Genomic DNA, 26,524 nt, shown 5'->3' on the forward strand with positions numbered 1-26,524 from the left:
CGCGCGCCGCTCCGCAAGCCGCTAGCGGGCGGCCTTCTGTTCCTCGACCATGCGGGCCACGTCGGCAAGCAGGGCTGGAGCGTCGTAGACGATGCCGTCCTTGACGGTCCAGCGCACCCCACCGACCTGCTCGATCACCCCCGTCTCGCGATTGAGGCGTGTATGACCGGTGCCATAAAGGACCTTGAGATTGGCGAGGGGGTTCTCCGGCACGATGACGAGATCGGCGAGCTTGCCCACGGCGATGCGGCCCATCGGCGGTTCCTGGCCCAGTGGTGCGTAGATCTCACGCGCGCCGTCGATGGTGGCGGCGCGAATGACCTCGAGCGGGGTCAGGCCCGCCTCGCGCAGCATTTCGAGCTCGCCGATGTAGGCGAAGCCCCAGGTCTGGTAGATATAGCCCGGATCGGACCCCGCAGTGACGCGCCCGCCCTTGCGGTGGAAATCGTGCACCAGCTTGAACCACTTCTCGTAGAAGCCGCGCCAGGCGACCTCGTCCTCGGTCGTCCAGTCCTTGTAGTAGCTGCCGTGATTGGTCGGGCTCGGGGCATAATAGTTCATCAGCGACGGCAGTGTGTACTTGGCATGCCAGTCGAAGCCGCGGGCACGCATCACGTCGCGGCTGGCAGAATAGATGTTGAACGTCGGGCTCATGGTGACGTACTTGTCGATCAGGAAATCGACATACTCGTTCCACTCGTCGCTGCCTGGCTCTACTGTCTGCGGGGCAAGCCGGGCGACCCACCCGAAGCGGGACTGCTCGTCCATGTAATTGTAGTTGTCCGGATAGCGGACCAGGCGACCGTCCTTCAGCAGGCTTTCGAAATGGCCGTAGAAGTGAGTGACGCCGTCGAGCCCGAGTTCGATCGCCTTGCGCGCGGTCACTTCTGCAACGCCGGTCTGGGCGAGGTGGGCAACGGTGCCCATCTGCTGCAGCTCCGCCTCGTCGAGTGCCGCCTTGAACACCTCGGGCGTCTCGGAGTTGAAGAACTTGACGCCCCAGTATCCGTTCGCCTTGGCCCAGCGCACCCACTCGCGTGCCTTGGCCGGCGTGTCCGGATCGCCGCGCGACCACTTGTCGCCGAATACGGCGTAGGGGATCAGGCGCGGGGCGGTAATGGTGTTGGCGGCGCTACGCTGGGTATCGGAAATGTCGGGCGAGCCCGGACCGAAATAGAAGCTGACGCCGCGCACCGTGGTCACCCCGTGGGCGAGCCAGAGCTTGTATCCATAGGAGGGCTGGGGCGCCTTGTCGGGATCGCCATTGTGGCCATGGACGTCGACGAAACCGGGCAGGACGAACATGCCCTTCGCATCGACGGTCTTCTGCGCCGCTTTGCGAACATCCTCGGGCGCGCCGCCGGGATAGAGCTGCGCGATCCTGTTACCCTCGACGAGGATGTCGACCGGTCCCATGGGCGGAGTGCCCGTGCCTTCGATCACCGAAGCTCCGGTGATGAGCAGCTTGCCGAAAGGACCCTCGCCTTCGTCTGTCGGGCGGGAAGGGACCGGCTCCATGCCTTGCTGTGCCGCCGCAGCCGTCGTGAAGGCCAGCGCCAGTGCCGCCAGCATGTGTCGCGCAATTCGCATCGAAGTCCCTCCCGTTGCCTTCCGGTCTATCGGTTCGTTCCGGCCATGGGAAGGGCCACGGGAGGGAACACATCCGTTCAGCCAACCGTAAACGAGCTTTCGCGACAATTGCTGCGAACCCCAAGGAGCAAACCCATGAAAGCTTTTGCAATTCCAGTTGTTCTCGCTGCCGCTGCGGCGGGCCAGGCCCAGGCTGCCGAGGTCGAGATTGCCGCGCAGGGACCCGTGGTCGAGCTCCAGGTCTCGCAGCAGGTGCTGGGCGATCCGGACAAGGCGATGGTCGGTGCGGGCGTCACCACCCGGGCGATGACTGCAGTGGAGGCGATGCGTCTCAACGCCACAGAGATGGAAAAAGTGCTCACCCGGCTGCGCCAGCTTGGTGTGGCGGACGAGTACGTCCAGACCACCGGCATCACTCTGAGCCCGCAGTACAATTACGGGCCGAACAATGTGCAGCGGTTTCTCGGCTACGACGCCTCGAACAACGTCTCGGTCGAGTTGCGCGACTTGAAGAAGATCGGTCCGGTGCTCGACGCTCTCGTCGCGGCTGGGGCGACCAATCTGAGCGGCCCTGTATGGGGTATCGTCGACGACGAACCGCAGAAGGCGCAGGCCCGAGCCGCAGCCTTCAAGGCCGCTGGCGCCCAAGCCGCAGATTATGCGCGCATGAGCGGCTATTCGGGCGTCCGTCTCCTCGCGGTCGAAGAGCAGCTTGGCTATCAACAGCCGGTGTACGACATGATGCAGCGGGCAGTGCCGACGGCTGTCGCGATCCAGGCTTCTACGCCAACCCGCCCGGGCCGTGTCGCCTCGCAGGTGACGTTGACGGTGAAGTACGAACTCACTCGCTGAACTTGCTGAACGCCCGCCGCCGTGAACATTCACACCTTGTTCAATGCGGCGGGCTTAGGCATGGCGACATCATGAAGCGCATCCTCGCCTCCATTCTTGCCTTTGGCATCCTTGCCGGTCCGGTTGCGGCCGCGCCTGCGTTCGCGCAGCGCAGCAACGAACAGGGCGAGGCACGTCGCGAGATGAGTGCGGGCAACATCATGCGCCTGCGTGATATCGAGGCGCGCATCCTGCCGAGCATGAAGGGCGCCGAATACCTCGGCCCGGCTTACGACCCGACGGCACTCGCCTATCGCCTGAAGTTCATCAAGGACGGCCGCGTGCTGTTCGTCGATGTCGATGCGCGCACCGGCAAGATCCTTCGCCGTAGCAAGTGATTTCCCAATGGTTTCGCGGGTGCGAAACTCCGTTCAGGTTGACGCGTTCATCTACATGAACGAAATGCGTCACAAACTATCCAAGGACGGACATTCATGAGGATCCTGATCGTCGAGGACGAGCCCACGCTCGGCCAACAGCTTAAATCGACGCTGGAACAGACCGGTTACGCGGTGGACCTGTCCACCGATGGCGAAGACGGCCATTTCATGGGCAGCACGGAGGATTACGATGCCGTGATCCTCGACCTCGGCCTGCCTGAAATCGACGGGCTGACCGTCCTCGGTATGTGGCGCAAGGAAGGCCGCAGCTTCCCAGTCCTGGTGCTCACTGCACGCGACAGCTGGAGCGACAAGGTCGCAGGCCTCGATGCCGGGGCGGACGACTACCTTGCCAAGCCCTTCCAGACCGAGGAACTGATCGCCCGCCTGCGCGCGCTTATTCGTCGCGCTTCGGGCAATACTTCGAGCGAACTAACTGCGGGCGATGTCCGGCTGGATACGCGCTCGGGCCGCGTCACGCTCAAGGGTGAACCGGTCAAGCTGACGGCGCAGGAATACAAGCTGCTCAGCTACCTCATGCACCACAAGGGCAAGGTGGTCAGCCGTACAGAACTCATCGAACACATCTACGACCAGGATTTCGATCGCGATTCGAACACGATCGAGGTTTTCGTCACTCGCATCCGCAAGAAGCTGGGTGCGGATGTAATCACGACGATCCGTGGACTTGGATACAGCCTCGACGATCCCGCCGACCAGCCGCGCGCCTGATCCTGACGCCACGCAGCGGGCGACGCAGGAGCACGAGGCGCCGGCCGGCGAGGCCACTGGTGGCCCGATAGCGGCTGCGCCCCAGCGGCGGCGCAGTCTCGCCACCCGCATGATGGCGATCGCCGCCGTGTGGATAGGCGTGCTCCTCGTCGGTGGCGGCTTCCTTCTCGACCGCACGCTTACAAGGATGATCGAGAGCAATTTCGACGACCAACTCGAATACCTGCTCAATTCGATGATCGTGGTGTCGGAAATCGGCCCCGACGGCGAGGTGTATTTCAACCGCCCGCTCGGCGAGCCGCGCTTCCTCGAACCCAACAGCGGCCTCTACTGGCAAATTTCGGGTCAGGGACAGGAAGATACGCCGTCCTATTCGCTGGAGGCGAAACCTTCGCGCTCCTTGTGGGACACGCCATTGAAGCTGCGCGAAAACCACTTCGACACTGATCCGCACTTCTACGATTCCAACCAGTTCAAGGACGAGCCGCTGCGTATCGTCGAGCGCTCCGTCATCCTGCCTGACAGCGAAACCCGCTGGACCTTCGCCGTGGCATCCGCGCGCGAGGAACTCGATTACCAGACCACTCGCATTCATTCGATCCTGCTGTGGAGCTTCGCCGCGCTTGGCCTGGGCCTGATGGCCATGGCGATGTTGCAGAGTTGGTATGGCCTTTCGCCCTTGCGGCGCGTGCGTGCTGCGATCCAGTCGATGCGCAGCAAGGGCAGCAACCGCATTGAGGAGCCGCTACCGCTCGAAGTCGAGCCGCTGGTCGAGGAAATCAACGCGCTGCTCGCTCACACCGAGAAGCAGGCCGAGGAAGCGCGTACCCATGCCGGCAACCTTGCCCATGCGCTCAAGACCCCGCTGACGGTCCTAACCAATGCTGCGACCGCCCGCGATCCGCAGCTCGCCGACCTAGTTTTCCGCGAAACCAAGACGATGCAACGCCACGTCGAGCACCACCTTGCGCGGGCGCGGGCCGTGGGCCGAAGGGCATCGGGTCACAGCTACGCCGAGGTCTGGCCGAGCGCCGAGAGTGTCCTTCGCGCGGTGACCCGCATCTACGAGCACACGCGTTTCGATCTCGACGGCAACAAGCAGGCAGCCGTCAGCATCGAGCGGCAGGATCTCGATGAAATTCTCGGCAATCTGATCGAGAACGCTGCCAAGTACGGCGGTGGTAGCGTATTCGCGACGATCGATGCCGAACCCGGTTCGGAACAATGCGTGATCTGGGTTGAGGATGATGGAACCGGCATTCCGGAAAAGGAACGCACCCGCATCTTTGATCGCGGCGCGCGCCTCGACACGGGCAAGCCGGGTACGGGCCTCGGCCTCGCTATCGTGCGCGATGTTGCGGAAATCTATGGCGGTTCGGTCGATCTCGGCGAGAGCGAAGATCTTGGCGGATTGCTGGTGAGGCTCAGCCTGCCGCGGGCCGGCTGATTATCCTTGCCGCGCCTGCTCGTGGTGGCGGATCACCTCGTCGATGATGAAGCGGATGAACTTTTCGCTGAATTCGGGATCGAGCTGACTTTCCTCTGCCAACCGCCGCAGTCGCGCAATCTGGGACTGCTCCCTGCCCGGATCGGCGGGGGGGAGGGCATTCTTCGCCTTGTGCTCGCCGACGGCCTGGGTGATCCGGAAGCGCTCCGCAAGAATGTGGATCAGCGCGGCATCGATGTTGTCGATACTCTGGCGATAGCTGGCGAGGACCGGATCTTGGGCTGGCGCGTTGTTCATTTGAGCACGCTAACACCGAATCCACGCTTGCCAAGAAAGCAAGTGCAGCCCATGGCCAAGCCGAAATGACAGCCGACGTCGTACCCCTGCCGCGCAAGGAACCCGAAGCCTCGATCGAGCCCATGCTGGCTCTGACCGCTCCGGGCATGAACCAGGTCAACCAGGTCATCCTCGACCGGATGCAAAGCGAAGTGCCGCTGATACCGGCGCTGGCGGGCCATCTCATTTCGGGCGGCGGCAAGCGCCTGCGCCCTATGCTGACTCTCGCCGGGGCCGAGGTCGTCGGATATAACGGTGCCCGGCACTACAAGCTCGCCGCGGCGGTCGAGTTCATCCACACCGCAACCCTGCTGCATGACGATGTCGTCGATGGCAGCGACCTCAGGCGCGGGAAGGCAGCCGCCAACATCATCTTCGGCAATCCGGCGACCGTGCTGGTCGGAGATTTCCTGTTCAGCCGCGCCTTCGAATTGATGGTCGAGGACGGCAGCCTCAAGGTCCTCAAGATCCTTTCCAGCGCCAGCGCCATCATCGCGGAGGGCGAGGTCGACCAGCTGACCGCGCAGCGCAAGATCGACACGAGCGAGCAGCGCTACCTCCACATCATCCGCGCAAAGACCGCCGCGCTCTTCGCCGCCGCGAGCCGCATCGCGGCAGTGGTCGCCGAATGCAGCGAGGAGCAGGAGCAGGCGCTCGACGAATATGGCCGCAACCTCGGTGTAGCCTTCCAGCTGGTCGACGATGCGCTGGACTATGATTCCAACGCCGCCACCATGGGCAAGGACCGTGGCGACGACTTCCGCGAGGGCAAGATGACGCTGCCCGTCATCCTCGCCTACGCTCGCGGGGACGAGGAAGAGCGGACCTTCTGGAAAGCCGCCATCGCCGGGCACCGCACCAGCGACGAAGACCTCGACCATGCGATCAGGCTGATCGACCGGCACAATGCCGTGGCCGACACGCGCGCCCGTGCGCGCCACTTCGCCCAGCGCGCGATCGACGCGCTGTCGATCTTCCCCGACAGCAGGGCGCGGCAGGCGATGACGCAGGCCGCCCTCTTCGCCGTAGCCCGGGGTTACTGACACCTCTCACACCGAAACCGGGTCGCAACCGGATCAGGAGACCAATTCCCATGCAATTCAAGCGCCTCGGCACATCGGCCATCGTCGTTTCGGATATCTGCATGGGGACGATGACCTTCGGCAGCCAGACCGACGAGGCCGAGGCGCTGCGCATCCTCGACCAGAGTTTCGATGCCGGGATCAATTTCTTCGACACTGCCGAGGGCTATCCCGTCCCGCCGGACAAGAAGTACGTCGGCCGGACCGAGGAAATCGTCGGCAGGTGGCTCAAGACCAAGCCGCGCGATGCGATCATTCTCGCCACCAAGGTCTCGGGCCCCAGCCACGTCTGGTTCCGCAGCCCCAAGCGCGAAGGCATGACCGCGCTCGACCGGCGCAACATCATGGTCGCGGTCGAGGACAGCCTAAAGAAGCTCGGCACCGACTACATCGACCTCTACCAGACCCACTGGCCCGATCACGACACGCCCTATGACGAGACGATGGAAGTGCTCGACGAACTGGTGCGCGCGGGCAAGGTGCGGATCGTCGGCTGCTCGAACGAGACTAGCTGGGGTCTGATGAAGTCGATCTCCACCGCAGAGCGGCTGGGGACGGTGCGCTACCAGACAATCCAGAACAATTTCAGCCTCAACAACCGCCGGTTCGAGGACGAACTGGCGCAGGTCTGCCGCAAGGAAGGCGTGAGCCTGATCCCCTATTCGCCGATCGGCGGCGGGGTTCTGTCGGGCAAGTATGCCGATGGCGCGCGGCCGGAGGGTGCGCGCTTTTCGCGCTATCTCGAGATTGGCGGACGCCAGGCAACGATGGCGAGGCGCTTCGTCAACGAAAAGTCGCTCGCCTCGACCGCGCGTTTCGCCGAGATCGCGCAGGGTCTCGACATAAGCCCCGTGACGCTGGCGGTCGCCTGGTCGAAGCAGCACGACTTTGTCGCCTCCACCATTGTCGGCGCAAGCCGGCAGGACCAGGTCGATGAAATCCTCGCCGCTGCCGATGTCGCCCTGAGCGAAGAGACGCTTAAGGCGATCAACGCGGTTTCGCGCGAAATCATGTACCCCATGGGTTGATACGAGAGCCCGGCATCCGCATCAGGCTGGCGTGACCCGGCTACCGATCGACTCGGTGCTTCCCGACCTGCTCGCCGCACTGCGCCGGACGAGCGGGGCGGTGCTGATTGCGCCGCCTGGCGCGGGCAAGACGACCGCCGTCGCGCCTGCGTTGATCAACGAGGAATGGTGCACGGGTACCATCATCCTGACCTCCCCGCGCCGTGTCGCCGCGAGGGCGGCGGCGGAGCGGATGGCGGAGATGCTGGGCGAGAAGCCGGGCGAAACCGTCGGCTACCTGACCCGCCTCGACAGCAAGCGTTCGGCGAAGACCCGCATTCTCGTGGTGACCGAGGCGATCTTCGTGAACACGATCCTCGCCGATCCCGAGCTGGAGGGCGTGTCCGCGGTGCTGTTCGACGAGGCACACGAACGGCACCTCGACAGCGATCTCGGCCTGGCGCTGGCGCTCGAAAGCCGCAGCGTCCTGCGCGAGGACCTGCGCGTACTGGTCATGTCGGCGACAATCGATGGTGCGCGCTTCGCCAGCCTTCTGGGCGGCGATACTCCTGTCATCGAGAGCGAGGGCAGGGCGCACCCGTTGCGGATCGAGTGGCTGGGCTCCTCGCCGCAGGAGCGTATCGAGGATGCGATGACATCGGCCATCGCTACAGCCTGGAAGCAGGAAGAGGGCGACATCCTTGCCTTCCTTCCCGGCGTCGGCGAGATCGAGCGAACGCGCGAACGGCTGGAGGCGCGGCTTCCCTCGGCGCTGGTCCTGCCACTACATGGGCAGGTCGAGCCGGCGGGACAACGTGCCGCCATTCGCCGCGATCCGGAAGGTCGGCGCAGGATCGTATTGGCGACCGCCATTGCCGAGACCTCGCTGACCCTCGACGGCGTGTCGGTGGTGGTCGACAGCGGCCTGTCACGCCATGCCGAATTCGACCGTGCCGCCGGGACCACCCATCTCGTTACCCGCCGTGCCAGTCAGGCTGCCGCCGCCCAGCGCGCGGGGCGCGCGGCGCGCCAGGGGCCGGGCGTCGCCTATCGCCTATGGGAGGAAGCGGGGCACGCAGGGCGGCCCGCCTACGACCCGCCCGAAATGCTTACGGCCGACCTAGCCCCGCTGGTGCTGGGCCTTGCGCGGTGGGGAACCACCGATCCCGCCAGCCTGCAATGGCTGGACCCGCCACCGCCTCCCTCGGTCTCTGCAGCCCGCACCACACTTCAGGCACTCGGCGCGCTCGACGGGGAAGGGCGTATAACCCCGCGCGGCGAGCAACTCGCGCAGCTTCCGCTCGACCCGCAAGGTGCCGCGACGGTGCTGTTCGGAGCCGAGCGCGGAGTGGCCGAAACCGCCGCGCGGTTGGCGCTGCTGTTGCAGGAGCGCGGGCTTGGCGGGCGCGGCGAGGATCTCGAACAGCGGCTGTCGCGCTGGAATGCGGATCGCGGGGCCAAGGCGGAGGCAAGCCGCAAGTTGGCCGCACGCTGGGCAAGGAGCGCCGAAAGCCTTGTCGTCAGGGTTGGCGAGGGCGGACCACCCCCCGCGATCCTCCTTGCCGCTGGACGCCCCGAATTTATCGCAAAGCGTCGCGATGCGAGCGGCGAAAGTTGGGTGGCCGCAGGAGGCAGGGGCTTCGTACTCGATCCCGCATCGCCGCTGGCGCGCGCGCCATACCTCGTGATCGGCGATGCGCAGGGGCAGGCGAAGGGTGCGCGTATCACTGCCGCTATCGCGCTCGACGAAGCCGACTTGCTCGAGTGGCTGCCCGACAGGATCGAACGCCACCAGCGCCTGCGATGGACCGGCGCGCGGGTCGAGGCGCTCGTCGAGAGGCGGCTGGGAGCGATCACGCTGGCAAGCGGTTCGGACCCGTCGCCCGATCCGCAGGCGATTGTGGACATGCTTGTGGAAAAGGCACTGGAGAACCCGGCAAAACTCCTTCCGACGGAACTGCTTGCACGCGCCAGCTATGCCCGTGTCGAGGAATTATCGCCTGTCCGACTGGCCGAAAATGCCGATAGCTGGCTGGTTCCCCTGCTTGCCGGTCGACGCGACCTCGACCTGCCGAAGGGCAGGCTGGCGGACGCGCTTCTCGCAATGCTTGATTGGGATACGCGCCAGCGGCTCGATCGGCTGGCACCTCGCGAATTCACCTCGCCAGCGGGGACGACCCACCCGATCGACTATGCCGGGGACGATGCCCCCAGCGTCGAGGTGCGCGTGCAGGCCCTGTTCGGACTCGAAAGCCATCCGCTGGTCGGTGACACGCCGCTCCTGCTCAAGCTCACCAGTCCGGCGGGCCGGCCGATCCAGTCGACACGCGACCTAGCCGGATTCTGGCGCGGCAGCTGGGCCGATGTTCGCAAGGAGATGAAGGGTCGCTATCCCAAGCATCGCTGGCCGGAGGAACCTTGGGCCGAAAAGCCCAGTTTGAAGACCAAGAACGCCTTTTCTCGCTCGGAAGGTTGAATTAGAGGCTCACGCACTATGGCAGCACGAATCTACCAGCGACCGAAGAACGCAATGCAGTCGGGCAAGGCCCGGACTGACGAGTGGGTGCTCGAGTTCGAGCAGTCGGAGGCTCGTCGTCCCGATCCCCTGATGGGCTGGACCGGCAGCGGCGACACGCAGGCTCAGGTACAGCTGACCTTTGAGAGCAAGGACGAGGCGAAGGCCTATGCGGAGCGCTACGGCATCACGGCCCGGGTCCATGCGACCCCGCCCAAGGGTCTCAAGCTGCAGGCTTACGCCGACAATTTTCGGTAATTGATTTTTCATCGACCGGTCGCCATATGCGCGTCCGGGAGTCGGTCGGACGTTTGCGTTCGCTCACCGGGTCAGGTCCGGAAGGAAGCAGCCCAGGTGGATTGCGGCGGGTCGGCCGGCTCCTTTTCCACTTTCCCCCAATGATTGCTTGAGTCATGCTGCCCGCATCGCCGGGGGGTGGGCATGAGCGATTTCGAGTATTTCTTTTCCTTTTTCGGGCTCCTCCTGGGCCTCACCGTGGCCGAAGTCGCCGTCAGGTTCGCCGACGCCATCGACGGTCACCGCCGCCGGCCGATCGGTGTGCTGACGCCGCTGCTCGCGATTTTCGTCCTGCTCGACATCAGCAGCTTCTGGCTGTTCACCTGGTCGGCGCGGGATATCATCCTGATCAACTGGCCGACGATCTTCATCGCGCTGGTCGTCGCGCTGCTCTATTTCCTGTCGGCCGCGCTGGTCTTTCCGCGCACCCCTGACGACTGGCTGTCGCTGGACGAGAATTTCTGGGCGCGGAAGCGTTATGTCCTGGGTGGCATCCTCACCGTCAACGTGATCCTGCACCTGCTGCTTTTCACGCGGGCCGTTCCAAAGATCACTGAATACTGGTTCTTCGTTCACAAGCTCATCTACTTCGGGCCGGTGATCTGGGCCTGGAAGACAAATAAGCGCTGGGCGGTGATCGTTGCTCTCTTGCTGGCGATCGCGAGCTACGGGCTCGAATACTCGAACGTGCTGCCCACATCCGAATGGGGCATAAAGCTCGGACTTGACGGAACAGTTGCCGATAGCGCTTCGACAAGCGGGGCAACCGTGCCTAGATAATCGGCATGGGTGATTCACCAGAGAATATGGATTCGCCTCCTTGGTCGGAGGAAAAGGACGAGCCGAAACCGAGCGCCGCCGAACTGGAGGAGGCCGGACAGGAATCGATGTTCGGTGCGCCGGAGCCCCGTACGGTGCCTGATGAAGCGCTTCATTCGCAGGTCCCGGATGCGCCCAAACCGGTCAAAGTGGCCGCACAGCCATACCGCGTTCTCGCGCGCAAGTACCGTCCGCAGACGTTTGCCGAACTGATCGGCCAGGAGGCGATGGTCCGCACGTTGGCCAATGCCATCGCGCGCGACCGGCTCGCTCATGCCTTCCTGATGACCGGTGTCCGCGGGGTCGGGAAAACCTCGACCGCCCGGCTCATCGCAAAGGCGCTCAATTGTATCGGGCCGGACGGGCAGGGCGGGCCGACGATCAGCCCATGTGGTCAGTGCGAGCCCTGCCGTGCCATCGCGGAAGGCCGCCATATCGACGTGATCGAGATGGACGCTGCCTCGCACACCGGTGTCGACGACGTGCGCGAGATCATCGAGGCGGTGCGCTATGCCGCCGTCTCGGCGCGATACAAGATCTACATCATCGACGAAGTCCACATGTTGTCGCGCAATGCTTTCAATGCCTTGCTGAAGACACTTGAGGAGCCGCCGGCGCATGTGAAGTTCCTCTTCGCGACCACCGAGGTCGAGAAACTGCCGGTCACGGTTCTCAGCCGCACCCAGCGCTTCGACCTGCGCCGGATTCCGGTGGAATTGCTCCAGGCACATTTTGCCGAAATTTGCCGCAAGGAAGGCATCGAGGCCGAGCCCGAAGCCCTGCATATTGTCGCCAACGCTGCCGAGGGTTCGGCGCGCGACGGTCTTTCGATCCTCGACCAGGCGATCGCCCATGCCGACCTCGAGACCGAGGGCAGGGTCACGGCAGAGCGCGTTCGGGACATGCTCGGGCTTGCAGACAAGACCGCGCAGAGGCGCCTGTTCGGCCACCTCCTCGCGGGCGAAGGCAAGTCGCTGCTAGGCCTGATTGACGAGCAATATGCGCTTGGCGTCGAACCCCTGGCGCTGATGCGCGCGCAGATGGACCTCGCCCACCGGATAGCGCTGGCGCAGGTATCGGGTGGCGAGGTCGATGCGACGACCGCCGAGGAACGCGATCAGATTTCAGGCTGGGCCAGCTCCTTGGAAGTCGGTCAGGTGCACCGCTTGTGGCAACTCCTGCTCAAGGGTCACGAGGAGGTGCGCCTTGCGCCAGACCCGCTGGTTTCGCTGCGTATGGCCCTGTTGCGGGTCATGCATGCCGGCCAGATGCCCGATCCCGGCAAGTTGGCGAAGAAACTTGAAGAGCTCGCCGAGCGCGGGCCCACGCCTTCGCAAACCCCCACGAACGCGGAAAGCGCGACGCCTGCTGCAAGCGCATCGCTTGATTGGGCGACGCTCGTCGACAAGATAGATCATGCGGGGCAGCCGCTTGCCGCGAGCGTCATGCGCTTGCAGGTTCGCGTGCAGGAACTGGCCGACGGCATCCTCAAGTTCGGGCGCGATCCGAAGTTTACCGACGACGTCCTGCCGATGCTGCGCGATGCCTTGCTGGCCGTGACCGGCAAACGCTGGTCGGTTGAGGTGATTCCCGGCGGCGAGGGCGCTCCCTCGCTCGTCGAGCAGGCGGAGGCCGCCCGCGAGGCTGCCGCTGCCGCAACCCGTTCGCATCCGCTGGTGAAGGCCGCTTTCGAGGCCTTTCCATATGCCGAACTGATCGAAGACGGCGCCGATGCCCCCCGTCGGCGCGATATACCCTGGAGTAGAAACGCATGAACATGGAAGAGATGCTCGCACAGGCCCAGAAGGCTGCCGAGACCATCCAGAAGCAGATGGGCGAGGCGCAGGCCAAGCTCGACGAACTCGAAGTGGTCGGCAACGCCGGCGGCGGCCTTGTGCAGGTCCGCGCCACCGCGCGCGGCCGCATTCTCGGCGTGACCATCGACGAAAGCCTGATGAAACCCGAAGAAAAGCAGATCGTCGAGGACCTCGTCACCGCTGCCTTCAACGATGCGCGCGACAAGGCGGACCGCGTTTCGGGTGAGGAGATGGCCAAGATCCAGCAGGGCATCGGCCTTCCCCCGGGCATGAAGCTGCCGGGAATGTGATCGGAAAGGGCGGAATCCTCCGCTCTTCCACACACCTTTTTCCCTATCCGTTGCGAAGGGGGGACTACGTCACCATATTCCCGTCAAACGGCCCTAATGGCCCGGACGGAATTGATCTATGACTGCCAGCTTTCCCCTTCTTCCCCTTCGCGACATCGTCGTCTTTCCCGGCATGGTCGTCCCGCTTTTCGTGGGTCGCGACAAGTCGGTTGCCGCGCTGGAAACCGCGATGGAGGGATCTAAGGACATTTTCCTTCTCGCCCAGCTCGACCCGGGCTGCGACGACCCTGAGCGTGACGATCTCTACGACGTTGGCGTAGTGGCGCAGGTGCTGCAGCTCCTGAAGCTGCCCGACGGCACGGTCCGCGTGCTGGTCCAGGGCTCGCGTCGCGCCACGCTCGACCGGCTGGTCGAGCAGGGCGATCATGTCGTTGCCGAGGTTTCCTACCGCGATGCCGTGACCGCATCGGGCAGCGAAGTGCTGGCCATGATGCGCCAGGTGATCGAGCAGTTCGGCGAATATGCCAAGCTGAACAAGAAGATCGGCGAGGATGCTGCTGACCAGCTGACCGACATCGACGATGCCGGTGAACTGGCCGACACGATCGCCGCCTCGATCAATGCCAAGGTATCCGACAAGCAGGCGCTGCTGGTCGAGCACGATCCCCTGAAGCGGCTCGAGATGGTCATGTCCTTCATGGAAGGCGAGCTGTCTGTGCTGCAGGTAGAGCGTCGCATCCGTGGTCGCGTGAAGCGGCAGATGGAGAAGACGCAGCGCGAATATTACCTCAACGAGCAGTTGAAGGCGATCCAGAACGAGCTGGGTGGCGGCGATGAGGACGGCGGCAACGAGATCGCCGAACTGACCGAGAAGATCGCCAAGACCAAGCTATCAAAGGAAGCGCGCGAGAAGGCCGAGGCGGAACTCAAGAAGCTGCGCTCGATGCAGCCGATGAGCGCCGAGGCGACCGTCATCCGCAACTATCTCGACGTGCTGCTTGGCCTGCCCTGGGGCAAGAAGAGCAAGGTCAAGAAGGACATCGCCAAGGCGCAGGAAATCCTCGATGCGGATCACTACGGTCTCGAGAAGGTCAAGGACCGTATCATCGAATACCTCGCGGTGCAGGCGCGTACCCGCAAGTTGAAGGGGCCGATCCTGTGCCTCGTCGGCCCTCCGGGCGTAGGCAAGACGAGCCTCGGCAAGTCCATCGCCAAGGCGACGGGCCGCGAGTTCGTGCGCCAGTCGCTGGGCGGCGTGCGCGACGAGGCGGAGATTCGCGGACACCGCCGTACCTATATCGGCTCGCTCCCGGGCAAGATCGTCACCAATCTCAAGAAGGCCGGTAAGTCGAACCCGCTGTTCCTGCTCGATGAAATCGACAAGCTCGGACAGGATTTCCGCGGCGATCCGGCGTCGGCGCTGCTCGAAGTGCTCGACCCCGAACAGAACAACAAGTTCCAGGACCACTACCTGGAGCTCGACCTCGACCTGTCGGACATCATGTTCGTGACCACCGCGAACAGCCTCAACCTGCCGCAGCCGCTGCTCGACCGCATGGAGATCATCCGGCTCGAGGGTTACACCGAGGACGAGAAGGTCGAGATCGCCAAGCGCCACCTGCTGCCCAAGCAGGTCAAGGAGCATGGCCTGAAGAAGGGCGAGTTCTCGCTGACTGAGGATGGGCTGCGTGACCTCATCCGCTACTACACGCGCGAGGCAGGCGTCCGCACGCTCGAGCGCGAACTGGCACGACTGGCGCGTAAGTCGCTGCGCAAGATCCTCGAAGGCAAGGCGACGAGCGTCGAGATCACGACCGAAAACCTCAGCGACTATGCCGGCGTGCGCAAGTTCAAGCACGGCATGGGCGAGGAAGAGGCGCAGGTCGGCGCGGTCACGGGCCTTGCATGGACCGAGGTCGGCGGCGAGTTGCTCACCATCGAAAGCGTCACCACGCCGGGCAAGGGCGAGATCAAGACCACCGGCAAGCTCGGCGACGTGATGACCGAAAGCATCGCGGCCGCCTTCAGCTTCGTGAAGGCCCGCGCTCCGCACTACGGGATCAAGCCGAGCCTGTTCCAGCGCCGCAACATCCACATCCACCTTCCCGAAGGCGCGGTGCCCAAGGATGGTCCCAGCGCGGGTGTTGGCATGGTCACCTCGATTGTCTCCGCGCTGTCGGGCGTTGCCGTTCGCCCGGACGTTGCGATGACCGGCGAGGTCACATTGCGTGGTCGCGTGCTGGCCATCGGCGGTCTCAAGGAGAAGCTCCTCGCTGCGCTTCGCGGCGGGATCAAGAAGGTGCTGATTCCCGAAGAGAACGTGAAGGATCTGGCCGAGATTCCGGACAATGTGAAGGAAGGCCTCGAGATCGTCGCCGTCTCGCATGTCGACGAGGTGCTCGAACACGCACTGGTTTCGAAGCCGGAGCCGATCGAGTGGACCGAGGCGGATGATCTGGCCAGCCAGCCCGACCACCCGCACACCGCAACGCCTTCGCCGACCGCGCATTAGCATTTGATATTGTGCGCTGCAGCGACTCGCCTCCACCGGCGGGACGATATTCCGTTGTCAAAAAGGACCTGTCAGTGAACGCGCCAAAGTAAACGGCGCGTTCACCTCGTCTTGACCCGATTCAGGGCCGAAAACGTCGCATTTTGGCCGAATTTGGCTTTGACACCCGGGTCAAAAAACTCTCAATTCCCCCGCATTCGGGAAGGCGATTCACCGAACATTTTTTTACGAGAAGAACGAGGGGGTTCCCACAAATGAACAAGAACGACCTGATCAGCGCGGTTGCCGATGCCAGTGGCCTTTCCAAGAGTGATGCTTCGAGCGCCGTCGAGGGCGTGTTCGATTCGATCACCAAGGCACTGTCCAAGGGCGATGAAGTCCGCCTGGTTGGCTTCGGCACGTTCTCGGTCGCGAAACGCAAGGCCTCGACCGGCCGCAACCCGCGCACTGGCGAACCGATGACCATCAAGGCATCGAACCAGCCGAAGTTCAAGGCCGGCAAGGGCCTCAAGGATTCGGTCAACTGACAGACTGAAGTTCCGCCACGGCGTCGCGATCGCAGACGCAGCGTCCATGGCTAAAGAACACGCCGCACCCGCTCATGGCAGGTGCGGCGTTTTTCGTTTCTCAGTCAAACGCGATGAGTGCCGTGGGGGCTTGTTCCGTGCGTGCGGTTATCGCCCATGCCAGCCGCTGCCCCTTGGCATCAGCCTTGGGGCCCTCGTCGGTATTGTTCGCAAGAATACGCCCGTCCGTGACGATGGCAAAGGTGCCTTCGGGCGTGGCGAACTTGGGCACGCTTTCGCCGCCCTCGCTCGCCATGGCACCAAGGCCGGCCAGCCCGGACATCATGCCCTGCATCGGATTGCCGCCACCCATGGCCGCGAAGCCGGGCGCATCAATCCTAACCTGCTTTTCATCGCGCAGGTTCACGCTGACGAAGACATTGGCCATCGGCAGCTTCTCTATCATCGGGAATGCAAAGTCGTGCGAGAGCTGTCCCGAAATCGCGAAATCGACGTCGAACAGGCCGTCGCCCTTGTAGACCACCGCGTTCCAGCCGCGCTGCCGTTGCAGCCGTTCCGCAAGTTCCTTTGCCGCTTCGGGATTTGAAGGATCGATCCCGCCGAGGAATGCCTTCATCTGTTCGGCTTCCTGTGCCTTCTTCTCGCGACGTTCGGCGGCCCCGGTCTCCCAATCCTTCTTCTGTTCCGCGACCTCGTCAGAAGTGCAATCACGCTCCTCGAAATCGTCGTTCCAGCACTCGGCCTTGAACTCTTCCTCGGTCTTGTTTCCCATTTCCGCGAGTTTGCTCAGGGCCAGCATCTGGATTTCGCCGTCGTAGGCGTACGAGAAGCTGCCGTCCTTCATAAGGTGCAGTTCGCTCGCGAACTTGCCCGGTGTCAGCAGGCACCCGCTCAGCATGAACGCACTGACACCTGCCAGCGCAGCCGCGCGTATCTTGGTCGAAATCATTTTCCCCCCTTGGAATGTCTATCGAGTTGCCACGGCGTATAGCGCAATCGCGGCAGCATTCGAAACGTTGAGGCTTTCGATCGTGTCACCGATCGGAAGCTTGGCGAGTGCATCGCAATGCGCCTCGATATTGTGGCGCATGCCTTCGCCTTCCGCACCGAGGACCAAGGCAACGGGGCCTGCGGGCAGGGCCTCGGCCAGCGTCGCCTCGGCCGAGCCGGTCAGCCCGATGCGCCAGTATCCGGCTTCGGCCAGCTGTTCGAGCGCGCGGGCAAGGTTGACCACGCGGACCCATGGCAGGACTTCGAGTGCGCCAGAGGCCGACTTAGCAATAACGCCGCCTTCGGGCGGAGCATGGCGATCCTGCGTGACGATCGCGGCGGCACCGAAAGCAGCTGCAGAGCGCATGATCGCGCCGACATTGTGCGGATCGGTAACCTGGTCGAGCACCACAATCGGCGCATCGGGATCGCCGCCCAGCACTTCGTCGAGATGGATGTCCTCGAGCGGCGCGCATTCCAGGACGAGCCCCTGGTGCGGCGCATCCTTGGCGACGAGGCGCGCGAGGTCGGCGACATCGGCGTACTCGAGCGGGAAGTCTTGCGGCAACTCGCCGTCGAGCGATTCGACTCCTTCGCGCGTTGCCCACAGTTTGCGGTGGACGCGATCGGGGTTTTTCAGTGCTGCTTCGACCGCATGTCGGCCCCAGAGCCGCACGGCTCCGCTACTTGCCCGGCCGCTTCCCCGACCTCCCTTCATCCTGCCCGCGCGGCCGCGCAGGGCGCGCTTGCGTTCGCCTTTGGCCATCATATTCTTCCAGTCAGAAACTTCGAATGCGGCCTCTGCCAGCGAGGCCATTGACAGGCAAGCGCCGCTTCGCCAAAGGGGCGCCTCTCGGCCGGGGAGCCTTATGGCTTCCCCAGCATTTTCTCCCTAGCGAGATCGGGCGAACCCGTGTGGACAGGTGGCCGAGTGGTTAAAGGCAGCAGACTGTAAATCTGCCCGTGCAAGCGTACGCTGGTTCGAATCCAGCCCTGTCCACCACCCGCCCTTCTTCACAACAGATGGCGGTCAGTTCGCGCGGTGGGAAAGCCCTGCTGCGTCGAGAATCACGACTTCGCGCCGTGCTGGAAGGTCGATCAGGCTGTCGTTCTTCAGCTTCGTCAGCTGCCGGCTGACTGTCTCGATCGTGAGCCCAAGGACGTCGGCAATCTGCTGGCGCGACAGGGGCAGCGTGATGTGCTCGGATGGGCCCAAGTGGATCGCAGCGCAGGTTTTCTCGCTCAGGCGATCGGCAATTTCGAGGAGGAACGTCGCGAGCTTCTGTTCCGCATTGAGCCTGCCGAGAAGCAGCATCCAGCGCCTCGTCTTGTCGAGCTCGGCCAGGGTGCGCTCCAACAGCTTGTGCTCCAGGCGCGGGTGTTCGCGGGTGAAGCGGTCGAAATCGCGCCTTTCGAATACGCAGACATAAGCATCGGTCAGTGCCTCCACCCCATAAGGGGCGGTCTCGCCGAACGGTCGGCCCAGGAAATCGGAAGGGTAGGCGAGTCCCAATATCTGCTCGCGTCCATCCGATGTCTGGGTAGAGAGCTTCAGAACGCCCTCGATGACGTTGGCCACCAAGAGGGCTTCGTCACCTTCCCACAGCAGCTGTTCGCCAGCCTGGATACGGCGACGACGGCCCAGCTTGTTGAGAACGCCAATCTCCTGCTCGTCGAGGTCGGCGCAAATCGCACGGTTGCGGATTGCGCAGGACTGGCAGAAATTCACCGTCGAGTTGGCGTGCGATTGATCCATCGCAATTGTCATAGTCCGGTGAGACGATACTGCCAACCGCTTGCTCCAATTCCAACAGGGGCCTAATCCCGCCGGCCATGACTCACGATACAGCGCTGACCGGCCGTCCCGTCATTTCCGCAACGGGCCTCTTCACGCCCGAAGAGAGCATCACGAACGAGGAACTGGTTGCCAGTTTCAACGAGTTTGTGCGGCGCCACAACGCCGCCTATGCGGATGCCATCGAGGCCGGCGAGGTGGAGCCGCTGCAGGAAAGCTCGGTCGAGTTCATCGAGAAGGCAAGCGGTATCAAGGCACGGCATGTCATGGCCAAGGCGCCGGTGCTCGATCCTGAAATAATGGCCCCACGCTGGCCCGAGCGGTCGAACGACGAGCTTTCAATCCTCGCCGAGATCGGGGTGAAGGCGGCGCGCGATGCACTGGCGCGTGCCGGACGTAAGGCGGAGGATGTGGATGCGGTGCTGTGTGCAGCCTCCAACATGGAGCGGCCCTATCCGGCGATGGCTATCGAGATCCAGCAGGCACTGGGTATCGACGGCTTCGGCTTCGACATGAATGTCGCCTGCTCCAGCGCCACCTTCGGTATCCAGACCGCCGCGGACTATATCCGTGCAGGCAACGCCAAGAGCGTGCTGGTTGTCAGTCCGGAAATCACCAGCGGCCACCTCAACTGGCGCGACCGGGACAGCCATTTCATCTTCGGCGACGTCGCCACCGCAGTGCTGGTCGAAGATGCCGCGATCGCGCCGAAGGAGCACTGGGACATTCTGGGCACGCGCCTGAAGACGGTGTTCTCCAACAATATCCGCAACAACTTCGGCTTCCTCAACCGCGCCTATCCCGAAAGCAAGGGCGGGGCGGACAAGCTGTTCGTCCAGGAAGGGCGCAAGGTCTTCAAGGAAGTGGTGCCGATGGTCGCGGAAATGATTGTCACCGAGGCGGAACGGCTGGGTATCGATCCGAAGGGACTGCGCCGCCTGTGGCTTCACCAGGCGAACACGGGCATGAACCGTTTGATCGCCCATCGCGTGCTCGGTCATGAGGCGGATGCCGACGAAAGCCCGACCGTTCTCGACACTTACGGGAATACTTCGAGTGCAGGCTCGATCATCGCTTTCCACCTCCACAGCGCGGACCTGAAAGAGGGCGACACGGGCCTGATTTGCAGTTTCGGTGCAGGCTATTCGGCAGGGACAGTGTTCGTACGCAAGGCCGCCTGACGCCTTGTGGCGCTGGGATTGTGCGCCTAAGTGCCCTTCATGGCAGGTGATCTTCTCGACAATCAGGGCCGCGGCGATGTCCGCTGGTCCTTCCCCCCCATCCATCCCGAAGGCCGCAAGTTTGGCCTGATCGCCGTGGTGATCAGCCTCGGTTTTCTGTTCGGTCTCGATTGGGAAATCGTTGGCTGGCCGCTGCTGCTGCTTTCGGCCGGTGTCTTTGCCTTCTTCCGCGACCCCGAGCGTGTGGTGCCGCAGGATGATCGCGTCATCGTCGCGCCGGCGGACGGGCTGGTCACGCTGATAAAGCAGGTCGAACCGCCCAAGGAATTGATGATCGACGACGGTACCGAGCATAGTGGTTTGCAGCCGGGCCCTGTCACTCGCATCTCGATCTTCATGTCGGTTTTCGACGTGCACATCAATCGCGCCCCCGTGGCAGGCACGATCCGCCGGGTTATCTATATCCCGGGAAGTTTCGTCGACGCTGGCCTCGACAAGGCGAGCGAGGAGAACGAGCGCCAGCACATCCTGATCGAGCGGATGGACGGGCTGAAAATCGGCTTTACCCAGATCGCCGGACTGGTGGCGCGGCGCATCGTCCCCTTCGTCAAGCCGGGCGATACGGTTGGCGTCGGCCAGCGCGTGGGCCTCATCCGGTTCGGCAGCCGCGTCGACGTCTACCTGCCCGCAGGGACCGATTCGAAGGTCATGCTCGGCCAGCGGATCATTGCGGGTGAGACTGTACTCGCCGAAATCGGCACGCAGAAGCTGATCGAGGGCGTGGCACAGTGAGCCTGTTGCCGCCCGAGCCCACGCCGGAGCCGGAAGAGCGCGCTCGCCTCGGTCCAAAGTCCGCCGAGGACGAGAGGCCGCTGATGGGCAAGTCGCGCGGACTGACGCTGCGTGCGATGGCGCCCAATGCGATCACTGCTGCGGCGCTGTGTTCGGGTCTTACCGGGATCAGGTTCGCGATTTCGGAACAGTGGGCTGCTGCGGCAGTCGCGATTATCGTCGCGGGGCTGCTCGACGGCATCGACGGCAGGATTGCGCGGCTCCTGAAAGCGCAATCGCGTTTCGGGGCGGAACTCGACAGCTTGGCGGACTCGCTCAGCTTCGGAACCGCACCCGCGATCATCATCTATCTCTGGTCGCTCTCGGTCGAGCCGCGCTGGGGCTGGTTTGCCGCGCTGGCGCTGGCGATCTGCTGTGCTCTCAGGCTTGCGCGCTTCAATGCCCAGATCGACATGGACGAACAGCCGCACAAGTCACTGGGCTTCCTCACCGGTGTTCCGGCACCCATGGGGGCAGGGCTGGCGTTCATGCCGTTCTACTTGTGGTCGGCAACAGGCCTCGAGGCATTTCGTGAGCCTATTCTGGTCGCGCCATGGCTGGTCGCGGTCGCCTTGCTCATGATTTCCAGCATGGCGACGCCCAGCTGGACATCGCTTCGTCCGCGCCGCGGGATCCGTATCTGGGTACTGGCATTCGTGGGACTGATGTTCGCAGCCTTGCTCGTGGAGCCCTGGTGGACGCTAAGCGCAATCGGTATCGGCTACCTCGCTCTGCTGCCGTTCACCTTGATGCGATACTCGCGCGTCAAGCGGCGCGGCTGAGCGAAACCTTCGCGACAGGCCGAGCCGGCGAGCGGTCGAAGCCGGAACATCCGCCAGAGGTAGTCGGGCTGCGCAGCACCGGCAACGGCGCGACGATCGCCGTGCGTGCGACTTCGCGGCGCAGCTGGCCGAAAGCGGACCACCAGCGCAGTCCGCTATCGGCGAGCACAGCCGTTGCTGCCACGAAAGTGAGGGCGACGGCGGCGGTCAGGAACAGTGCGAACATTGCAAATTCTCCCTGCCCGGCTGTCGACTTGCCTGTTGACAGGCCGGGGAAATCTAGTGGAAAACCCTTATTGCCCGCCGGCGGTTCCGGCGATGAGAACAATGTTCTCGTTTTGTTCTCCCTTGTCAAGCGCTTTTCGCGACCGGTTGCGCGTATTTGTCGTCAAACCGTTGAAACCGACACTGCGCGAAAGGGGGAATCCGGCCCGAATTCCCCGCATATCCGCCTAGTCGAGGTAATAATCGATCGTCGTCACCACGCGCACCCGCTGGTCGGGGCTGCTCGCCGTGCTCGATCCGCCGTAGTCCCCGTCGCTGCTGCCCGATTCGCGACTTGAGACGGAAAAGTAGCCTTGCGTTGCGGTCTTGATGCCACCGACCAATGAGCCCGAATCATTGGCGAACTTTTCGGCCGCTCGGCGAGCATCCTTGGTCGCAGCGGCAATCATTTCGGGCTTCACCTTGTCGAGCTCGGTATATTCGTAGCTGGCATTCGTGCTGTCGACGACCAGTCCCGCCTGCGCCAATTCGTCCTTGTTCGCCTCGATCGCGCCCACGCCGGCGACATTCTCGGTGTCAAAGCCGATGGCGCGACTGACCGAATAGACCTTCCGTCCAGTCGTCTTGCCGTTGATGTATTCGTCGGAAACCGAGATGCTGGCGCTGCTCGGGGTGGTCTGCTCACCTGTGAAGCTGTGCTTGGCGAGATAGGTGCGGATCATCGTGGTGTCGCGATCGACCGCGGCGAGGGCATCTGCGAGGGTATAGGCGCTTTCGGAATAACCCACCGACCAGGACGCGCGATTTGCAGTAACGTTGCGCTGCGCCACACCGCGTACGGTGACTTCGCGGTCGGCACGCTTCATGCTCACCATTCCCTTCGCCAGGGCTACCGATCCCGCCGTCATGCCAAGGGCAAGGATCAGGCTGCCGCCGAGGAAAGCGATCCGGTTGTTGCGCGCAAAATCCGAAAAGAACCCACTTTGCTCTGTCATGCCAACCTCCCTAACGGTCGTCGCCTCATCGCGATCAACTGCGATGAACTGTGCAATTTTGTAGATGAACGGAGTATTACTGCGATCGCTGCCGATGCCCCGGAGCAGGCATTTTTCGATGGCATTTCCCCCCGAGGGGCGCTAAGGGGCCGCCTTCGCAGTCAGGTCGACCGGTTTTTCGCGGTCGGACGAGCGGCGAAAATCCACATGGAAGGCGCTCATACCGGTGCCCGTCGCGGGATACTCCGCAACTCGGGTTCCAGCTTTCCAGAGGCATAACCGGAAAGGAATATGATTATGGCGGCTCCTACCGTCACCATGCAGCAATTGATCGAGGCCGGCGCACACTTCGGCCACCAGACCCACCGTTGGAACCCGCGCATGAAGCCGTACATCTTCGGCGCGCGCAACGGCATCCACATCATCGACCTGTCGCAGACTGTGCCGCTGTTCGCGCGCGCGCTCGACTTCGTGCAGCAGACCGCACGTTCGGGCGGCAAGGTGCTGTTCGTCGGTACCAAGCGCCAGGCGCAGGACGCGATCCGCGAAGCCGCGCTCGCTTCGGGCCAGCACTTCGTCAACCACCGCTGGCTGGGCGGCATGCTCACCAACTGGAAGACCATCAGCGAACGCATCAAGTACCTCAAGACGCTCGACGAGCGCCTTGCCGGTGACACTGCGGGCCTGACCAAGAAGGAAGTGCTCGACCTGACCCGCAAGCGGGACAAGCTCGAAATGTCGCTCGGCGGCATCCGCAACATGGGCGGCATTCCGGACGTGATGTTCGTGATCGACGCCAACATGGAAGACCTCGCCATCAAGGAAGCCAACGTTCTCGGCATCCCGGTGGTCGCGGTTCTCGACACCAACGTCGATCCCGAAGGCATCGCCTTCCCGATCCCGGGCAATGATGACGCCGCCCGCGCCATCAAGCTGTACTGCGATGCGATTGCCAACGCTGCCAAGAGCGGTCGTGGCGAAGGCATCCAGGATTCGGGTGCCGACGTCGGTGCGATGGAAAATCCGCCGGAAGAGAGCGTCGAGGCCTGAGCCTGACTTTGGACGGGTGCCTACGCGCGCCCGTCACAATGCGAAGCTACGCGCCGGGCCGCTCCACAGCTGGCCCGGTGCCCGCACATTAATTCAAGAAGGAAGAATACCATGGCTGCATTCACTGCCGCTGACGTGAAGGCCCTGCGCGAAAAGACCGGCGCGGGCATGATGGACGCCAAGAAGGCGCTCGAAGGTGCGAATGGCGACATCGAAGCCGCTGTCGACGCGCTACGCGCCAAGGGCCTCGCCACCGCCCAGAAGAAGTCGAGCCGCACTGCGGCCGAAGGCCTCGTCGGCGTTGCCGTCGAAGGCACCAAGGGCGTTGCCGTCGAAGTGAACTCGGAAACCGACTTCGTCGCGAAGAACGACCAGTTCCAGGACTTCGTGCGCAAGACCACGCAGGTCGCGCTCGGCACCGCCGGTGACGACGTCGACACGCTCAAGGCTGCTGCCTACCCGACCGGCGGCACCGTCGGCGACAAGCTGACCGACAACGTCGCGACGATCGGCGAGAACCAGCAGATCCGCCGCATCAAGACCGTCTCGGTCACCGACGGCGTGGTTGTTCCCTACATCCACAACGCGGTCGCATCGGACCTCGGCAAGATCGGCGTGCTCGTCGCTCTCCAGAGCGAAGGGGACAAGGACAAGCTGGCCGAACTCGGCAAGAAGCTCGGCATGCACATCGCCGCTGCTTTCCCGCAGGCGCTGACCGCCGAAGGCCTCGACAGCGAAGTGCTCGATCGCGAGCGCAAGATCGCTGCCGAAAAGGCTGCCGAAAGCGGCAAGCCGGCTGAAGTCCAGGCCAAGATGGTCGACGGCGCGGTCAACAAGTACGCCAAGGAAAACGCCCTGCTGAGCCAGGTCTATGTCATCGACAACAAGACCCCGATTTCGCAGGTCGTCGAGCAGGCCGCCAAGGACGTCGGCGCCAAGGTCGAGCTGGTGGACTACGTCCGCTTCCAGCTGGGCGAGGGCATCGAGAAGGAAGAGAGCGACTTCGCCGCAGAAGTCGCCGCTGCCGTCGCCGGCTAAGCGACAAGCGCTTCCTCAAGAACAAGGGCCGCCGAACTTCGGTTCGGCGGCCTTTTTCGTATGGGGCCCCACTCACCGCTTCGTTCATAGAGAGAGTTCCCAACATGAACGGCGAGCGGTCGACGAATTCAGCTTGCCTGCAGCCCTTGGCCTGTAATCGGGGTTCATGACAAAGCGAGTTTCTCCCAAACCCGATGCATCCGGCAAGCGCTGGAACGGGAAGCCTTTTGCAAGCTTCGCACTGGTGGCGCTTGCTGCGCTCGGTAGCGTGAACGGCGCCCAGGCCGGACAGGCGGAAACGACGATTTACGTCGACGCAAATGGCAGTGATTCACGGTCCGGCATGTCGCCCGGCGAAGCGCTACGCACGCCCGCAATGGCGATGGCGCTGGCAGGCCGTTCCGGACTTCCTGTCACGGTTGTCCTGTCGGGCCAGTTCCGCCTTGCCGACCCGATCGTCATCGAGCGCGGATTGCGGAATGTTACTCTCGTCTCGAGCGCCGATCGGCCGGCAGTGCTTACCTCGGGTGGCGCTGCCTCAGCTATCGTCGTGAAGGCAGATCGGGCACGCATCTCGGGCCTCACCATCAGTGGATTTCCGCAGCGCGGCATCTTCGTGACGGACGCACGCGGAGTGACAATCCGCGAAAACCGCATTCTGGAAACGCGCAGCAACGGGTGGAGCCAGGGCGCCATTCATCTGACCGGCAACGTGGCCGGCGCTATCGTGGAACGCAATCGCGTGAAGGGCGCCGACTACGCTGGAATCCAGGTCGATACGAACAGCAATTCCGATGTCAGCAATATCGTCATTGCCGGCAACCGGGTCGAACAGACTTGCCGCGTCATTGCCGATTGCGGTGCCATTTACATCAACGATCGTGGACGCAGCAGCCGCGGCACGCTCATCGCCGACAATGATGTGCGCGATTTCGGCCCGCCTTCGGCCAAGGGCAGGGGTATCTACCTTGACGATTGGGCATCCTACGTGACCGTCCGTGGCAACCGTATCGAGGGCCGGGGAAGCTACGCTTTCCAGATCCATGGCGGTCACGACAATCTTGTCACGAACAACATGGTTTTCCTGTCCCGGGGGACGAAGCCATTCCTCTACCAGCAACACGTGCGATCGAAGTCCTGGACCGAAATGACGGGCAACCGCATCTCAGGGAATGAATTCAACGGCGAAATTATCGCTGCGGTGGTCGATCTGGCCCGCATCCCCGATCGAGGGCGTCCACAACTGCAAGACAACCGCGCTTGCACTGCCCGGGGCTGCGCATTGCTCAATAGCTGAAAGTGCCGATGCGAGGCTGACGAGCGAGTCTGACGTAGGAAATTTGATCATCCCAACTCGAGGATGGTGTCGGCTTTCGGCTGTTTGTGGAGATTGGG

The 26,524-nt window shown here is 63.3% G+C and carries 26 protein-coding genes, 1 tRNA gene and 1 other RNA gene; 21 read left to right on the forward strand and 7 right to left on the reverse strand.

Translation table 11 applies throughout. The annotated features are described in order from the left end of the window. Positions 1 to 21: 21 nt before the first annotated feature. Positions 22 to 1,590, reverse strand: coding sequence for an amidohydrolase family protein (locus IRL76_RS03655; protein ID WP_200983282.1), 1,569 nt, complete (start codon positions 1,588 to 1,590; stop codon positions 22 to 24). Between the two features lie 135 nt (positions 1,591 to 1,725). Between IRL76_RS03655 and IRL76_RS03660 the strand changes: the two genes are divergently transcribed. From IRL76_RS03660 to IRL76_RS03675, 4 genes are all read left to right on the forward strand, one after another. Then, positions 1,726 to 2,442 carry an SIMPL domain-containing protein gene (locus IRL76_RS03660; protein WP_200983284.1) on the forward strand — a complete coding sequence of 239 codons (717 nt, stop codon included), beginning with the start codon at positions 1,726 to 1,728 and terminating at the stop codon, positions 2,440 to 2,442. 71 nt (positions 2,443 to 2,513) lie between these two features. Then, positions 2,514 to 2,819, forward strand: coding sequence for a PepSY domain-containing protein (locus tag IRL76_RS03665; RefSeq protein ID WP_200983286.1), 306 nt, complete (start codon positions 2,514 to 2,516; stop codon positions 2,817 to 2,819). A 96-nt stretch (positions 2,820 to 2,915) separates the two neighbouring features. Continuing rightward, complete coding sequence (locus IRL76_RS03670; protein ID WP_200983288.1) at positions 2,916 to 3,593, forward strand: response regulator transcription factor; 678 nt, start codon at positions 2,916 to 2,918, stop codon at positions 3,591 to 3,593. A gap of 109 nt (positions 3,594 to 3,702) precedes the next feature. After that, the gene (locus IRL76_RS03675) at positions 3,703 to 5,040 is read left to right on the forward strand and encodes a sensor histidine kinase (protein WP_200984163.1); all 1,338 of its coding nucleotides are present in this window, start codon (positions 3,703 to 3,705) and stop codon (positions 5,038 to 5,040) included. Here IRL76_RS03675 and IRL76_RS03680 read toward each other — a convergent pair whose 3' ends face one another. Beyond that, complete coding sequence (locus IRL76_RS03680; RefSeq protein WP_200983290.1) at positions 5,041 to 5,337, reverse strand: chorismate mutase; 297 nt, start codon at positions 5,335 to 5,337, stop codon at positions 5,041 to 5,043. 65 nt (positions 5,338 to 5,402) lie between these two features. Here IRL76_RS03680 and IRL76_RS03685 point away from each other — a divergent pair, with 65 nt between their 5' ends. The 10 genes from IRL76_RS03685 to IRL76_RS03730 all read left to right on the forward strand — a co-directional run bounded on the left by IRL76_RS03685 (position 5,403) and on the right by IRL76_RS03730 (position 16,242). Further along, positions 5,403 to 6,419: a polyprenyl synthetase family protein gene (locus IRL76_RS03685; protein WP_200983291.1), complete on the forward strand. Its 1,017-nt coding sequence runs from the start codon at positions 5,403 to 5,405 to the stop codon at positions 6,417 to 6,419. A gap of 50 nt (positions 6,420 to 6,469) precedes the next feature. Next, positions 6,470 to 7,486, forward strand: a complete 1,017-nt coding sequence (locus IRL76_RS03690; protein WP_200983293.1) for an aldo/keto reductase — start codon at positions 6,470 to 6,472, stop codon at positions 7,484 to 7,486. Between the two features lie 31 nt (positions 7,487 to 7,517). Beyond that, complete coding sequence (gene hrpB / locus IRL76_RS03695; protein ID WP_200983295.1) at positions 7,518 to 9,941, forward strand: ATP-dependent helicase HrpB; 2,424 nt, start codon at positions 7,518 to 7,520, stop codon at positions 9,939 to 9,941. A gap of 18 nt (positions 9,942 to 9,959) precedes the next feature. After that, positions 9,960 to 10,238, forward strand: a complete 279-nt coding sequence (locus IRL76_RS03700; protein WP_200983297.1) for an ETC complex I subunit — start codon at positions 9,960 to 9,962, stop codon at positions 10,236 to 10,238. 34 nt (positions 10,239 to 10,272) lie between these two features. Then, positions 10,273 to 10,367: signal recognition particle sRNA small type (ffs, locus tag IRL76_RS03705), an RNA gene on the forward strand. A 54-nt stretch (positions 10,368 to 10,421) separates the two neighbouring features. Beyond that, complete coding sequence (locus tag IRL76_RS03710) at positions 10,422 to 11,057, forward strand: hypothetical protein (RefSeq protein WP_200983299.1); 636 nt, start codon at positions 10,422 to 10,424, stop codon at positions 11,055 to 11,057. A gap of 5 nt (positions 11,058 to 11,062) precedes the next feature. Further along, positions 11,063 to 12,871, forward strand: coding sequence for a DNA polymerase III subunit gamma/tau (locus IRL76_RS03715; RefSeq protein WP_200983301.1), 1,809 nt, complete (start codon positions 11,063 to 11,065; stop codon positions 12,869 to 12,871). Continuing rightward, complete coding sequence (locus IRL76_RS03720; RefSeq protein WP_200983303.1) at positions 12,868 to 13,203, forward strand: YbaB/EbfC family nucleoid-associated protein; 336 nt, start codon at positions 12,868 to 12,870, stop codon at positions 13,201 to 13,203. Before IRL76_RS03715 ends, IRL76_RS03720 begins: the two co-directional genes overlap by 4 nt. A gap of 118 nt (positions 13,204 to 13,321) precedes the next feature. Beyond that, positions 13,322 to 15,715, forward strand: a complete 2,394-nt coding sequence (gene lon, locus IRL76_RS03725) for an endopeptidase La (protein ID WP_200983305.1) — start codon at positions 13,322 to 13,324, stop codon at positions 15,713 to 15,715. Between the two features lie 254 nt (positions 15,716 to 15,969). Further along, the gene (locus IRL76_RS03730; protein ID WP_200983307.1) at positions 15,970 to 16,242 is read left to right on the forward strand and encodes an HU family DNA-binding protein; all 273 of its coding nucleotides are present in this window, start codon (positions 15,970 to 15,972) and stop codon (positions 16,240 to 16,242) included. A gap of 100 nt (positions 16,243 to 16,342) precedes the next feature. On the opposite strand, the gene IRL76_RS03735 is transcribed toward IRL76_RS03730, so the two are convergent. Beyond that, positions 16,343 to 17,191 carry a hypothetical protein gene (locus IRL76_RS03735; RefSeq protein WP_200983309.1) on the reverse strand — a complete coding sequence of 283 codons (849 nt, stop codon included), beginning with the start codon at positions 17,189 to 17,191 and terminating at the stop codon, positions 16,343 to 16,345. Between the two features lie 18 nt (positions 17,192 to 17,209). Then, positions 17,210 to 17,998: a 23S rRNA (guanosine(2251)-2'-O)-methyltransferase RlmB gene (gene rlmB / locus IRL76_RS03740; RefSeq protein ID WP_200984164.1), complete on the reverse strand. Its 789-nt coding sequence runs from the start codon at positions 17,996 to 17,998 to the stop codon at positions 17,210 to 17,212. 151 nt (positions 17,999 to 18,149) lie between these two features. Here rlmB and IRL76_RS03745 point away from each other — a divergent pair. After that, a tRNA-Tyr gene (locus IRL76_RS03745) sits at positions 18,150 to 18,235 on the forward strand. A gap of 27 nt (positions 18,236 to 18,262) precedes the next feature. On the opposite strand, the gene IRL76_RS03750 is transcribed toward IRL76_RS03745, so the two are convergent. Next, positions 18,263 to 18,988 carry a Crp/Fnr family transcriptional regulator gene (locus tag IRL76_RS03750; RefSeq protein ID WP_200983311.1) on the reverse strand — a complete coding sequence of 242 codons (726 nt, stop codon included), beginning with the start codon at positions 18,986 to 18,988 and terminating at the stop codon, positions 18,263 to 18,265. Positions 18,989 to 19,065: 77 nt separating this feature from the next. Here IRL76_RS03750 and IRL76_RS03755 point away from each other — a divergent pair, with 77 nt between their 5' ends. From IRL76_RS03755 to IRL76_RS03765, 3 genes are read left to right on the forward strand one after another with little or no spacing between them, the layout of a single operon-like run. Then, entirely contained in the window at positions 19,066 to 20,208 is a 1,143-nt protein-coding gene (locus tag IRL76_RS03755) for a beta-ketoacyl-ACP synthase III (protein WP_200983313.1), read from the forward strand. A 39-nt stretch (positions 20,209 to 20,247) separates the two neighbouring features. Beyond that, positions 20,248 to 21,000 (forward strand): phosphatidylserine decarboxylase, encoded by a 753-nt coding sequence (locus tag IRL76_RS03760; RefSeq protein ID WP_200983315.1) that lies wholly within the window; start codon positions 20,248 to 20,250, stop codon positions 20,998 to 21,000. Beyond that, the gene (locus IRL76_RS03765; RefSeq protein WP_200983317.1) at positions 20,997 to 21,821 is read left to right on the forward strand and encodes a CDP-alcohol phosphatidyltransferase family protein; all 825 of its coding nucleotides are present in this window, start codon (positions 20,997 to 20,999) and stop codon (positions 21,819 to 21,821) included. The genes IRL76_RS03760 and IRL76_RS03765 overlap by 4 nt, the downstream gene beginning before the upstream one ends. Here IRL76_RS03765 and IRL76_RS03770 read toward each other — a convergent pair. Next, positions 21,805 to 22,047: a hypothetical protein gene (locus IRL76_RS03770; RefSeq protein ID WP_200983319.1), complete on the reverse strand. Its 243-nt coding sequence runs from the start codon at positions 22,045 to 22,047 to the stop codon at positions 21,805 to 21,807. The two genes, IRL76_RS03765 and IRL76_RS03770, sit on opposite strands and share 17 nt — an antisense overlap. Before the next feature lie 226 nt (positions 22,048 to 22,273). Further along, positions 22,274 to 23,041: an SIMPL domain-containing protein gene (locus IRL76_RS03775; RefSeq protein WP_200983321.1), complete on the reverse strand. Its 768-nt coding sequence runs from the start codon at positions 23,039 to 23,041 to the stop codon at positions 22,274 to 22,276. A 297-nt stretch (positions 23,042 to 23,338) separates the two neighbouring features. Here IRL76_RS03775 and rpsB point away from each other — a divergent pair, with 297 nt between their 5' ends. From rpsB to IRL76_RS03790, 3 genes are all read left to right on the forward strand, one after another. Continuing rightward, positions 23,339 to 24,091 carry a 30S ribosomal protein S2 gene (gene rpsB / locus IRL76_RS03780; RefSeq protein WP_200983323.1) on the forward strand — a complete coding sequence of 251 codons (753 nt, stop codon included), beginning with the start codon at positions 23,339 to 23,341 and terminating at the stop codon, positions 24,089 to 24,091. 111 nt (positions 24,092 to 24,202) lie between these two features. Beyond that, the gene (gene tsf, locus IRL76_RS03785; protein WP_200983325.1) at positions 24,203 to 25,129 is read left to right on the forward strand and encodes a translation elongation factor Ts; all 927 of its coding nucleotides are present in this window, start codon (positions 24,203 to 24,205) and stop codon (positions 25,127 to 25,129) included. 166 nt (positions 25,130 to 25,295) lie between these two features. Next, on the forward strand, positions 25,296 to 26,426 hold the full coding sequence (locus IRL76_RS03790; protein WP_200983327.1) for a right-handed parallel beta-helix repeat-containing protein: 1,131 nt from the start codon (positions 25,296 to 25,298) through the stop codon (positions 26,424 to 26,426). The last annotated feature ends 98 nt before the right edge of the window (positions 26,427 to 26,524 follow it).

This window comes from Qipengyuania soli (assembly GCF_015529805.1).
GTDB lineage: Bacteria > Pseudomonadota > Alphaproteobacteria > Sphingomonadales > Sphingomonadaceae > Qipengyuania > Qipengyuania soli.